Annotated in this window: 11 protein-coding genes and 1 pseudogene; 4 read left to right on the top strand and 8 right to left on the bottom strand. The window is 40.9% G+C overall.

Annotated features, from left to right (window positions below):
- The 4 genes and pseudogenes from BTN98_RS08335 to BTN98_RS08350 form a co-directional block, all read right to left on the bottom strand.
- A pseudogene (locus BTN98_RS08335) lies at positions 1-1072 on the bottom strand (hypothetical protein); the annotation flags it as partial.
- 2 nt (positions 1073-1074) lie between these two features.
- Positions 1075-2937 (bottom strand): hypothetical protein, encoded by a 1863-nt coding sequence (locus BTN98_RS08340; RefSeq protein ID WP_060997284.1) that lies wholly within the window; start codon positions 2935-2937, stop codon positions 1075-1077.
- A complete protein-coding gene (locus BTN98_RS08345) occupies positions 2934-4529 on the bottom strand; it encodes a tyrosine-type recombinase/integrase (protein WP_060997285.1) in 1596 nt (531 codons plus the stop codon). Before BTN98_RS08345 ends, BTN98_RS08340 begins: the two co-directional genes overlap by 4 nt.
- Positions 4530-4741: 212 nt before the next feature.
- Entirely contained in the window at positions 4742-5188 is a 447-nt protein-coding gene (locus BTN98_RS08350; RefSeq protein WP_060997286.1) for a YcgN family cysteine cluster protein, read from the bottom strand.
- Positions 5189-5481: 293 nt separating this feature from the next.
- On the opposite strand from BTN98_RS08350, the gene BTN98_RS08355 reads away from it, so the two are divergent.
- Entirely contained in the window at positions 5482-5730 is a 249-nt protein-coding gene (locus BTN98_RS08355) for a YkgJ family cysteine cluster protein (RefSeq protein WP_060997423.1), read from the top strand.
- A gap of 33 nt (positions 5731-5763) precedes the next feature.
- Here BTN98_RS08355 and BTN98_RS08360 read toward each other — a convergent pair whose 3' ends face one another.
- Together BTN98_RS08360 and BTN98_RS08365 are read right to left on the bottom strand one after the other, a co-directional pair.
- The gene (locus BTN98_RS08360) at positions 5764-6009 is read right to left on the bottom strand and encodes a TIGR02647 family protein (protein WP_060997287.1); all 246 of its coding nucleotides are present in this window, start codon (positions 6007-6009) and stop codon (positions 5764-5766) included.
- 282 nt (positions 6010-6291) lie between these two features.
- Positions 6292-7167 (bottom strand): Tim44 domain-containing protein, encoded by an 876-nt coding sequence (locus BTN98_RS08365; protein ID WP_060997288.1) that lies wholly within the window; start codon positions 7165-7167, stop codon positions 6292-6294.
- A 407-nt stretch (positions 7168-7574) separates the two neighbouring features.
- Between BTN98_RS08365 and BTN98_RS08370 the strand changes: the two genes are divergently transcribed.
- The 3 genes from BTN98_RS08370 to BTN98_RS08380 all read left to right on the top strand — a co-directional run bounded on the left by BTN98_RS08370 (position 7575) and on the right by BTN98_RS08380 (position 10647).
- Positions 7575-7979 carry an NINE protein gene (locus BTN98_RS08370; RefSeq protein WP_060997289.1) on the top strand — a complete coding sequence of 135 codons (405 nt, stop codon included), beginning with the start codon at positions 7575-7577 and terminating at the stop codon, positions 7977-7979.
- Positions 7980-8157: 178 nt separating this feature from the next.
- The gene (locus tag BTN98_RS08375) at positions 8158-8754 is read left to right on the top strand and encodes a TetR/AcrR family transcriptional regulator (RefSeq protein WP_060997290.1); all 597 of its coding nucleotides are present in this window, start codon (positions 8158-8160) and stop codon (positions 8752-8754) included.
- Between the two features lie 18 nt (positions 8755-8772).
- Complete coding sequence (locus BTN98_RS08380; protein WP_060997291.1) at positions 8773-10647, top strand: MFS transporter; 1875 nt, start codon at positions 8773-8775, stop codon at positions 10645-10647.
- Positions 10648-10720: 73 nt separating this feature from the next.
- On the opposite strand, the gene menE is transcribed toward BTN98_RS08380, so the two are convergent.
- Both menE and menC read right to left on the bottom strand, forming a co-directional pair.
- Positions 10721-12145, bottom strand: a complete 1425-nt coding sequence (menE, locus tag BTN98_RS08385) for an o-succinylbenzoate--CoA ligase (protein WP_060997292.1) — start codon at positions 12143-12145, stop codon at positions 10721-10723.
- A complete protein-coding gene (gene menC / locus BTN98_RS08390) occupies positions 12133-13107 on the bottom strand; it encodes an o-succinylbenzoate synthase (RefSeq protein ID WP_060997293.1) in 975 nt (324 codons plus the stop codon). Before menC ends, menE begins: the two co-directional genes overlap by 13 nt.
- Positions 13108-13114: the final 7 nt, after the last annotated feature.

Here is a 13114-nt window from a genome sequence, read left to right on the forward strand (position 1 = left end):
CTTTGGTTAACTGCCCATTTTGATAACCATCATCTAATCGTTCTAACGAATATTTTCTCGCGGCTTGCGTGGCATCAAAAGCTAACTCCAGTGCTAATTTTGCGATAGGAGCAGTATTCCACGTTGTATAAATCTTTTCGCCCTTATTACCTTTTGTAGAAAACCCTGAGACCTTGGGCACAGCAGCAAGCGAATCGTCATAGCTACCTTTATTCATGGAGAGCAGTTCTTCCTTTCGGGCAGCGGAGAATAGACCGACACAGATAAAACACATCCTGAGCAATCTGCCTAACCAACTCCCCCTGCGGTGAAATGAGAAATTAGGGATGGTTTTTCGTTCAGGCCATTTGCTTGTTATGCCAGACATCCTTGTGCTGAGTGTACGCATTTGCCTCTCGGTTAGGGCACTCACACGTAATGCTTTAAGTTCGGCATTGAACATTTCATCTTGATAGGTGTATAGCTTTTCCATCGCTGATGAAATCTGATGGCGATATGGGTGATAGGTTTCCACAAACTCAACAACCGTTTTTAAAATACTGACGTGGATAGCTTCAGGAAATGCGATTGCTTGACCGTCACCAGCATCAGGTTGAACCCACTTAATATACTCTCGATTATGTACATAACGCGTTAAAAGGTCAGCCTTATTCATCGAATTAATAGTAGAGGCAAGGTGTCGACACGAAACTTCACTGCCAAACCCGTGTAATGTTTTGGTGCATTTTTTCCATTCTCGTTCGCTCGAAAGTAAGCTAAAATCGCTCCGCCCCCAACGTGTTGCGAGTGTCATTAAGTTGTATCTATATTTAATCAACGAGGCAACAGATGCATGTGAACCATCGCTTGAGTTCTCCTTCTGCCATTGCATCGTCGCATAAAGATAAGATTGAATATCCTGACGGTACTTTTCTTCAATATACTCAAAATGAATTTTTGTTTTTTTCTGGTTTAGGGCATGAAAATCCCATTCTAAATCAAAGACACGTGACTTACCTTTCCCGTCAGAGTCAAACGTCACATAGGGATTTTCAGTAAGTTCTTGGCGAAGCTGTATAAGTACTTCAGACATAATTACCCCTTAAAGAATTGGTTTGCGCTGGCTCGGTCTTGGTATAGTGGGTGGTAATCTCCGTTATCCACTTTTTGCCTTGCTGACGCGTAGTTTTTAGGTGCTTTTTGTTTGAGCCTGACAAGAACTTTTTTTAACATCCCCTCCACCATGAAATACTCATCTTTAGGTGCGGAATTACTAGCCACCATCTCTTTGAGGTCTTCAATTTGTTCTAAAAATGACAGCATCAACCAGATATCATTTTCTGACGCGACCAACTTATGGCTGTCACAATCAAAGCAAGCAAGAAAATCCGTGCAACGACCAGTATCTTTTGAAAAATCAATACCTAACTGCTTCATGCGCCTCGCCTCAGCAACGAGCTTATCTGGTGTTGCCCCAGCGCATTTGATGCCACTGGGTGTTGTCATCAATGGTTGTCCTTTGCTTTCACGGTTACGCAAATTCTTATAATCATAATCTGATAAAATATCGCTGCACATCGCCTTTGCATTCTCGATGGCTTTACCAACCTTCTCGCCCTTGGCAGCAGCACTCAACGCGCTAAATGTGGCATTTAGATTATTATCATGGTCTGCCTGAACGCCGCTAGAGTAGCGTTTGGCGACAACATTCACTGTATTATTCAACCCCTGTGATACAAGGAAGATATCTTCAGTCACTCGCATCAGTACATCGGATTTAGTCGCCCTGAATCGGCTTGTCGTAACCTTTAGCCCTGTTATCTTCTCAAGCTGTGAATTGATGCTGCCAATATGTGTGCCGTGGGTATTGAATGACCAGACCTCACCGCTGGAACTAAAGTAAGGACAAAGCGGCAGCTCATTTGACAACGGAATACCCAGTGATTGGTACATCGTTTTAGAGGTTTTTAGCCATAGGGTAATCAACCCTTTAGTTCGCTGGCTAAAGCCAGTGCTATTATCCAAACTTTTATAGCCAGCCCTAAACTTTTCACCCTCAAAAACAAACCGCCCACTGCCAATACTTTTAAATGAAACGTCCTTGTAGCGCACATTAGCAAGCACCGATGTATTCATGCCTGTCAACATTGAAAATACGAAAAACCAATTGCGTGATGCCTGATTATAGAAAACCTGCCGATGCAGGCGATCAAATGAAAGTAGGCTACTCTTTATTGTCCAAGGTTGAGGTTTCATGCACTTCTTTAAGCCATATTTCTTATGGCCAATTTGACGTGGGGTCCAGCCATGCTGCATTGCTTGTTCATCAAACAGCTCTTCATCAAAGAACGGATGAATATCTAGCAACTTGTTTTTCTCAATCGCCTCCTGAAAGGCCAACGCGCTCTTAACCAATACCTTAGATAATGGCTTTAATTCTGTTTCCACATGAAACGCTTTATTCTTAGCAAGAGGACGCGCAACAACTTCAGGCAGAACCTTAAGGTCAGGCTCCCTGCTCCATTGCCTTAATAAAACAGATAAGGCACCTTTAACCAAGGAAGCTTTCGATACCTGCTCTCCTTTATTGTGCAATTTATTGAAGTGCTTAATGCAATCAATCATGACTGCATTACTGAAAAGGCCACCGTGATAACCAATGCTGTCAATGTATCGGAAATAATCAACAAGCCCAGAAAAATAATTCTGCTTTGAACTGTTTTCAGGTAACTGATTTAGCCTTTGGTGAATGTCCCTAACGATATCATCCCGATTTGCCAACACTTCATTGCCTGATTTTATTTGATTTAGTGTCGGGACATTACGATAACGTAGACGGTGGGTGTAAGATTTATTTCCGTTCCCACTATCTAAAACCATATCTTCGAAACGAAGTGGGATAACAGGTGCACTCGGCTTATTAATCGCAATTTTGGTACGCTTACGTCCTTGAATCATAATGCAGCCTCTAAATCATCAAAAGCACCAATATAATCAAGTACGTCTTCGTAGATTTCATCAGCAGAGGGCAAATCCTGTGCAATTTTCAGGTATTCCATGGTCGTCGTTCGATCTTCATGACCAAGCAACGCAGACACCCTATCTAATGCATCATCAGGTGTGATTGAGGGATTTCCATACTCATCTTTTTTATTTAAAAGATGACGAAATATATTAACGGCAAACGTTGAGCGTAAATTATGTATAGAACCGACAATAGGATGGTCAATACCTTGAGTTAGGTTTGCAGTGTTGCGTATCTCAACCCAACGACCTGTAAAGTCTTGTGGTCGTGTAAACATAGGTTTCCCTGACTGGGTAATAAACAAATACTCCAGTTCAGGGTTAACAGCATCGTCACCCTCAAAGAGATGCGTATTACCTGCCTCAGTCTGCTCTTTGCACCAACTTTTGAATTTCTCAAGGCGCTTTTTATACCTGTCAGACTGTGAGTAATCGTAGAGCATCTTCATTAATGTGGCAGGGATTATGGTAACGCGGCTTTTATTCTTCTCTGCACAGCCCTCGGCAGTCTTAGTTAGTGAATGGTATTTATCACCGACACCCAAATCCATCACGGGCTTTTTAAAAACCTCTTTGCCGCCCTTAATCATTGTTTCTGGATTAACTATTTGACCCAAATGAAGACTAGCGGCTTCCTCTCGCCGCAATCCAGTATTGCGGCAAATCATTGGGTGCAGACAAAACTCAATTGGCAGTGAGTGCAATTTGTTATTGTCACCATGACGAACCACTCTGCGAGACTTCATTAATATATTTTGCAGAATCTCCCATTCATTATTAGTAAACGGTTTTAGGTCACGGCGAAGGTTGCTGAGGCTTGTGCCGCCACTACGAGATGATTTAGAAAACTTGATCCGCATATCCGTCGTATGTACCTGCTTACGTTGGTAAGCTTTCATACTTGATGCAGACGCCGCGAAATGGATGTTAACTGTCTCAAACTGAAAGGGAGGGTTATTAAAGCGGATACCTTGGCGAAGACAGTGTTTATAGAAACCAACGACACTGCTCATATATTGCTTAGCCGTAGATTTAGCCAATACACCCTCAATAGCGAGCTGCTTTATTCCATCCCTATATTGGTAAGTTAACCGCTCCTGCTTATTGCGAGGAAAAGCACTCCATTCTGGACGGGGATCATCATAAAGAGGGTCAAAGTCCTCTTCATCGTATTCAGCATCCCACTCGGCCTGTTTGTCCAATACAAAGCTGAAGTAATGAGCAAGCCCCTGTGCATCTGTTCCAAGCTCAAGCACACCATCATCGATTGCTTTCGACAATAAGAACTCATTGACCATATCTAATGGTTGGTAGCTGATTAGATTGTCTTTGTCGTCATACCCAGCGATATAGAGTAAGGGAAGTTTCTTGATGGGGATCTTATTACCATTGGCACGGTATGTAAGCTGAGGTTCACCATTATCATCAATAAAGACCAATGGTTTTTCGTAAACGAAGTTAGGGACAGTCGAAATTTCTATCTCTGCTCGTATGACCTCTTTCTGATTTTTTTCGCTTTCTGGCATACACACCTCTATATACTGTATATAAAAACAGTATATATCTAGTTTTCAACTTTAAAAGTTATCTGTGTGTGTTTTCGTTGTCGCGATCAAAAAAATGCCGCCACTGTTGCACAATATGGCATTAGTGGCGGCACTCTAGATTTGTTTTGAGCCATCATGAATCAAACGTTATATATAACTCACTAAAAACTATTCTCAACTTTAAAAGTTATTTATCGGTTTTTAGCCCATTCAGGTAAGTTTTGAATGTGGTCCTCCCAATCGATAACATCAATCTCATACACAATTTTATCACGTACAGATTCATCGGCTTTGTGCATCGCTGCTTTAGAACCAGTGATCAAAGGATGCCACTCAGGTAACGGCTTGCCCTCTGCCAGCAAACGATAAGCACAAGTTTCAGGCAACCATACAAACTCGTCAATACGCTCACGTGTTAGCTTAAGGCACTCTTCACCTGACTCAAATCGATTCATATAGTCTTTGCATGAGCATGTTTGGTTATCAAGCAAACTACAAGCGACATTGGTGTAATAGATATCATCGGTATCATCATCAATTAACTTATGCAGACAACATTTACCACAGCCATCACACAGTGATTCCCACTCTTGATCTGTCATTGTCGTTAAGTCTTTCTGTTGCCAAAAATGGGTCATGATACTTACACCAGTATTGTTATTTGTGTCGCTCAATACGCCACAATAATGAATGAGCTTATTAATAAATATAGCAGTCGGTTTTTATAGCGATCTATACGGTAAACTGCAAATTAAAAATACCTATTAATCGTTAATAACGACAATAATAAGAGTTATTATCATTTAAAAGTAAAAATAGCACTATGAGGGGCACATCGTCAGCGCAAACAAAAGCAATAAGTTATTTGGCTTTTAAGAGTAACAATGGTAATTTGCGCAGCCGATTTGCAAAGCAGAAAGAGAAAAATATGATGGAATGTCGTCTAGGGTGTGGCGCGTGTTGTATTGCACCAAGTATATCGTCATCGATTCCAGGTATGCTAAATGGTAAACCCGCGGGTATTCGTTGCATTCAGCTTAATGAAAATAATCTGTGCAAATTATTTGGTAAACCTGAACGTCCTGCGGTATGTCATAATTTTAAAGCTTGCTCTGATATTTGTGGTAATACCAACGAGCAAGCCTTAACAATTATTACTGAACTTGAGCAAATAACATAATCATTATCGCTGTTCATTTATTGATTAGTGGTTCTATTCTTTGGTTACGCCAGTAAGAATACGTAATGCGGTTTTCGCATTTTCAACAACTTGATGGCCAGAATATGTCAGATATCCTCCATCCTCTTCGGTCACTAATCCTTTCGCATACAAACGTTGTGCTGCAGAGATAACAGCAGGACTTGCATCGCTATGAACCTTAATGCCTTCCATATTGCTATGCATAGGGAATTTTACCAGTAGATTCATTTCATCAACGATATCGGGAGTGTACGGCATAGTCACCTCTATATATGGAAAATCCCAGCGGGATAAATAATCTATTATTAATATTAGCGTTTGTTGGTAATAAAACTAGGTGCAGGGATCAATATCTGAAGATTTTTCTCTATCAATATGAGACTTAGGTCAAAAAATCGAATATATACAAGTCACTCAATTTCATAACTGTACAAAAAACAACCTGACACATTGAGGGATATAAAAAAGCCGCTTAGAAAAGAGTTCATATACTATGAAACTTTTGCTATTAGCGGCTTTTTTGACGGCGATTAATCGCTATTATGCTTGAATACCAACAATTAACCATGGCGCATTAGGCTTGCGTAAGTCACGCTCTAAGTGCCATACATCGTTAATATCTTCTTCTACGCCTTCTGCGCTATCTTTATAACGGCCACTAAACTTGATACTTAGTTGCGCCATATTAGCGTCATAATCTGCACGTACAAGTTCAGCATCAACATACATCACTTCTGTATGTTGCTCACCTGACAGTTTTTCACGCTCTGCGGTTAAATCAGCCATGAGTGCTGGCGACACATATTCACGAATTTTTTCTAATTCGTTATGGTTCCACGCACCTTGAATAACACGGTAATGATCACGAGAACCATTTAAAAATGCATTCATATTAAAGTTTGGCGGCAAGTTAAACGGCACTTCACTATCTGTTGATTCAAAACCAGATGATTGCGATTGTTGTGCTGCACCTTGACGAAACTGTTGTTGCTGACGCTGCTGTTGTTGAGACTGACGAGGGGAATTACCTGCATATGACTCACGGTGCCCCATTGGCGTACCTTTATTAGCACGCATTGCTTTAAATAACTTAAACAATACAAAGGCAATGATACCAATGATCAGAATATCCATAAATTGGATACCATCAAATGCACCACCAAAGAAAGCAGCTAACAAGCCACCAGCAAGAAGGCCACCTAACAAACCACCCATTAGGCCTTTTTTCGCTGATGATGCAGCAGTTGGATTTTGTTTACGGATAGTATCAGTCTGTTGTGGTTGCTGCTTACGAACCGGCGCAGTCTTAAAGCTTTTACCAAACGACTTACCACCACCGAATTTTTTTGCTTCTGCATGTGGTGCAGTAAATGACACTGCCACAATAAGAGCAAATACGGTAAAAAAGCGTTTCATGATAATAGATATACCTTTGTCATTAACTCTAAGCATCGTAGCTATTCGCTACAGAATGTCAATTTAATCACCCATCAAAATTGTTACTAACGTTTAACATTATTGCTATTGTCAAATATGTGCCCTTTAAAATCCGAATAATCAGACATCTAATCCTAATAATAAATACATTAACAGTTGTGAACTGCTATATAATTAAACATAAATATATTTAATATGCATACTTATGTGCAATAAATTCAACTAATACAACCTAAAAGGTGAAAATTACAATATCCTTTCATATATTATCCGCAGTAAACGTTTATTATTATATACTGTTTTTTATAACATCAGTGAAAGTGCAAAATATTCGTTAAAAGACCGCGTTTTCTTTGATTATTATTATTTTCTCAATGGAGACATCTATGCAAGACAACAATACACACAGTAAATTTGTGGGTTATCTTTTATGGATTTTTGGTTTTACTGGCGCACACCGCTTTTATTACGGTAAGCCTGTGACCGGTACAATTTGGTTTTTAACATTAGGATTACTGGGTATTGGCTGGTTAATCGACTTATTTTTGATCCCATCAATGAACCGTGAATCAGATTTGCGCTTCGCTAGCGGTGAAATCGATTACAACATTGCATGGCTATTACTAACCTTCCTTGGCGTGTTTGGTGTTCATCGTATGTATATGGGTAAATGGATCTCCGGTATTCTTTACTTATGTACCTTTGGTTTCTTTCTCATCGGTATCCTGATCGACTTCTGGACACTCAATGATCAAGTCTCATTAGAGAACACCAAAAAACGAAATGCATAATATTTAATTGGAATTTATATTGTGGCTGATATCAATGCCACAATATCTTCGTTAATGCCAAACTTACTTATATTCCGCATAACGATTCATGGATGATAATAATTAACAATAATTAAAAAAACCGCTTATCGCTAAGCTAATTATAACAATTGCAAACATATTTAAAGAGTATAATTCCATGGCAAGAAGAAATGACCACACCCGCGAAGAATTGGTAAATATGACCCTTGAGCAAGTGAAAAATTTTCTTGATGAACATCCACATCATGAACTTAGTTTACGTAAAGTCGCGGCGATGATTGGCTATGTACCAAGTACATTGGTCAATGTGTTCGGTAACTATAACTTATTACTCCTTCATGCCGTAGCTCAAACACTTGACGAATTATTCCAACAAGCTGAATTGTGTGTTCGTGATTCAACATCTTCGCAACAAGCCCTACGTAATCTTGCTTTTTGCTACCTTGATTTTGCCACAGCGCATCCTTATCGTTGGCAGTTAATTTTCCAACATACAATGAACGGTGAAGATCTTCCTGAGTGGCAAACTGATCGTATTGATAATATGACAGGCATGCTAGAAGCACTGATCGGCCAAATTAATAGTGACATGAGTGATAAGCAAGTACTTGAAGCCAGCCGTGTTATTTGGGCCGGTGTGCATGGTATTACGCTATTAACTGTTGATGATAAATTGTTCACCTCAAGCCCTGTTGATGGTAAGGCATTGATCAATAATTTATTAGATACTTATTTAAACTCATGGCACAAATAATTTAACGAGAATCATGTAATGTCCCCTAAGCCACAATCAAACCTGCTAACTAAACGCCGGTTTTTACCTTACTTTCTTACTCAGGCCTTAGGGGCATTTAACGACAATGTTTATAAAAATATTCTACTTATTTTCATTGCCTATGCCTCGGCACACACGCTACCACTTAGCGCTGATTTATTGATCAATTTAGCGGCGGGATTATTTATTCTGCCCTTTTTTCTGTTTTCAGCCTCAGCAGGTATTCTTGCTGACATTTATGATAAAGCCAAAATCATGCGCATCGTTAAATTGGCGGAAGTCATTATCATGTGCTGCGCGGCCGTGGCGTTTATTTACCAAAGTTACCTAACTTTACTGTTCTTATTGTTTTTAATGGGAACACAATCGGCTTTCTTTGGCCCTGCAAAATATGCTCTTTTACCACAACACCTCAAAAAAAGTGAGTTAGTGTCAGGTAATGCGCTGGTTGAAACTGGTACATTCCTTGCTATTTTATTAGGTACTATTATCGCAGGCGTTATCGCTAACAGTGACAATGGTCGCTATATTGCCGCAATTAGTGTCATTATTTTTGCTATTTTAGGTTACCTAACCTCACTTGCAATCCCTGCTGCACCACCGAGCCAGCAGCATGTGAAATTTCAATGGCGTCCATGGCAACAAACGCGTCATACCATGAAAATCGCTCAACAAGATAAAATCATTTTCCAATGTATTATTGGCATTAGCTGGTTTTGGTTTTTAGGCGCATGCTACCTGACCCAATTCCCTAACTTTGCACGCACCAATTTAGGTGGCCAAGCATCGTCAGTGTCTTTTTTATTAACCTTGTTTTCGATTGGTATTGCCGTAGGATCAATGTTATGTGATCGCCTTTCACAGCATCGAGTTGACCCGGGGATTGTGCCTATCGGTTGTTTTGGGATCAGTTTCTTTGGGTTTGGCCTATACGCAATGACACCTAGCGTGATCCCTGCCACTGATGGCATTATTGCCTTTATTAGTCAGCCATCATTATGGCCAATTTTTATCTCGTTATTATTACTTGGTGTTGCGGGCGGTATTTTTATTGTGCCGTTATATACTTTAATGCAGCAACGTGCCAAAGAAGATCAGCGCGCTCAAATAATTGCAGCTAATAACATTTGGAATGCGGTGTTTATGGTTATCAGCGCGATAGCTGCGATTGTGTGCTTATCTTTACTACAACTTTCTATTCCACAGTTTTTCTTATTACTGGCAGGGTTAAATAGTCTTGTATTGCTGTATATCTATTTTCAAGCTCCAGATTTTTTCTGGCGTTTTGTAGTGTGGGTTGTTACTCATACCATGTATCGCGTCCGTCACCATAATCTTAATAACCTGCCACAACAAGGTGGCACATTATTAGTCTGTAACCATGTCAGTTATATGGATGCGCTATTATTAGCAGGTGCATGTCCTCGCCCGATTCGTTTTTTAATGGATAAAGACATTTATAACCTGCCTATAGTCAATACTTTCTGTCGTGCCTGCAAAGCTATACCTGTTGATGCCAATGATCGTAAATCAGTACGTACGGCTTTTGCTCAAGTTGCCACCTATTTAGAAAATGGCGATATTGTATGTGTATTCCCCGAAGGTCACTTAACGCAAGATGGTGAAATTGCCCCTTTTATGCGCGGTATTGATTTAATTATTAAACGCTCTACAGTACAAGTGATCCCTGTTGCTTTACAAGGTTTATGGGGCAGCTATTTTAGCCGTGAAGGCGGACGTGCGTTACTTAAATGGCCAAAGCGTTTTTGGTCAAAAGTCACCATCGTTGCTGGCGGGTGTGTACCATCAGCAGCAACTAATAGCCAATTATTACGCCAACAAGTTATCGCGTTGCGTGGTGATAAACGCTAGTGTTTGGTATGTAACTACAATAAAAAAGGCGAAGCTATGATGCTTCGCCTTTAAGTCAACTCTCATGATTACTCTACTCTTGAGTAGCTAACCACTGCGCTAAATCTGCCCGTGAAATTTTTACATTTTGAGTAAACTTTTCAGGCAAGGTTATGTAGCGAATCGGCCGTTTATATGGCGCGACATGTTGTGACATATAGCTCGCTAACTTATCCATCAAATAGTTATCTAATGTCTCAGACGTAGTCAGTATTGCCACTGGTCGTGCACCAAACTCCTGATCGGTCATCGGTAATACAATCACTTGATTCACCGCAGGATGTTGCAATAAGACCTGTTCAATGTCTTCTGGCTGCACATTCTCGCCACCAGAAATAAACATATTATCAGCTCGCCCACGAATAAATAGCTCGTCATCATGCCACTCACCAAGATCTTTAGTAGCAAACCAATCATCGTCATCATCACAACCTAATAACGAAAAGATGGTTTTATTACGGTAATAACCTAAACATAGCACGTTGCCGCGTACGTAAATTTCACCGTCACGTAAAATCAATTCTCGATGTGGTAACACCGTGCCGACACCTGCACTGCTATTGGCGCGTTTTGCAGTAATGGTAGATGCCATTTCTGTCATCCCATAACCACTCCAACATTCAATGCCCGCTTGCTGGGCCGCTGTGGTTAAACTCACGGGAATGGTAGCACCACCGAGTAGTACTTGTTTTAACTTATGCTGCTGTACATAGTCAGAGTTAAGGAAACGCTGCAATTGTGTCGGCACTAATGACGCATGAGTTACCCATTGTAAGGCTTGCTGTTGTAACTCTGGAGCTACCACAACAATGCTTGCACCACGGTATAACCACCGCCACACAATCGCCAACCCAGAAATATGGAACAAAGGTAATGACAATAACCAACTGTCGTCAGCAGTAAATGTCATTTGCTTTAATAGTCCACGTGCACTTGCTAGGTGTGATTGCGCATTATGCACCACCGCTTTAGGTAAACCTGTAGAGCCAGACGTTAAGGTTAAACTCACTGGACGATGCTCTTGCCACATCACAGGGATCAAACGCTCAGAGGTAACTTCTGGCATTAACGAAAGAGTTTCACCCGCAAGCTCTGCGGCGAGTTCACTATTATCGCACCAAATATAATCATTATTGAGCGCGGTTAACTGTTCGGTTAATGCGTTAAGAGGCAATTTAGGATTAAGCCCTACATACCGTGCTCCAACGCGAATAATGGCTAACAATAGCCATAATACATCAATACTATTAGGTGCAACTACGGCAACCAATTGATCGCGTTTTACCCCCTGAGCAACGAGTCGCTGAGCATATTTTTCAATATTAGCGGTAACTTCAATCCAATTCCACGTCACAGCATCAGCGTTAGCATCACCTAATGCTACCGCAACCTCTGCTGGTCGGTGCTCGGCCCAATATTGCCAAGGCCACATTTGAAATGCTGGTTTTATTTGTGCCATACCATGTCTAATTCAGATAAAGGGATCACCGGTAATTCACAATCAGGCCATGACTGGATTAATTGCACTTGGAATAATTGCATTGTGTCTAACCCTGGGATCACATTCGGGGTTTGCCATTGCGCTAACCGCGCAAGCTGATTTAAACCTAAACTTGATTCAATGCTTGAACTAATTACTGCGGTAAGCCCTGCTGCATGTGCTTGCTCAATCAATGCTATACAACGTGCAAGTGAACCAATTAAGGTTGGCTTAATGATAATCGCGGCAACACCGGGTTCTGCTTTTATTTCAAACCCAGCATCACGTACAGTTTCATCCCAAGCAATATTGATACCAGTTTGTTGTGCAAACGCTAAACTGTCACTGGGTAAACGACAAGGCTCTTCTAAAAAGGCAATACCACTACGATGTTCCGGTTTAACATATTTTGCAAATTGTTGCGCTTTTAGTGGCGTCCATTGGCGATTAGCATCAAGGCGTAATTGCATGTCAGGAATAGCTTCAAGCAACATATTTGCCACAATACCATCGCGTACTGCTTCATACATGCCGACTTTTATCTTCGCCACCTTATCACCCGGCATCTGATTTAAGCGCACCACTAAATCGTCGGGATCGCCAGAGCATAACGGCGCTGCTAAATAATTTCCAGCCTCGGGAAGCTCTGCCGCTAACTCTGCGATTGCACAACTGATACCAAACGCAACCGATGGAAAAACAGCATCAAGATCAAGCGCTTCACCAGCTACCCATTGTGAGAGTATCTGTTGTGCTTGCTCGCCAGCCTCAGTTGCTGTCTCAAGGCTAAATTCAGGTAATGGTGCAATTTCACCATAAGCCAGTTGTTGATCTTGGCATAATTCAATCACCCAACCTTCACGTGTAATCAAACGTTGATCACGTAAGATAACTCCAGAATCCATTGGAAGTTGGTATCGAAATAACTTCGCACTACGCATTGCATTT

The sequence above is a fragment of the Photobacterium aquimaris genome (genome assembly GCF_002954455.1).
Lineage (GTDB): Bacteria > Pseudomonadota > Gammaproteobacteria > Enterobacterales > Vibrionaceae > Photobacterium > Photobacterium aquimaris.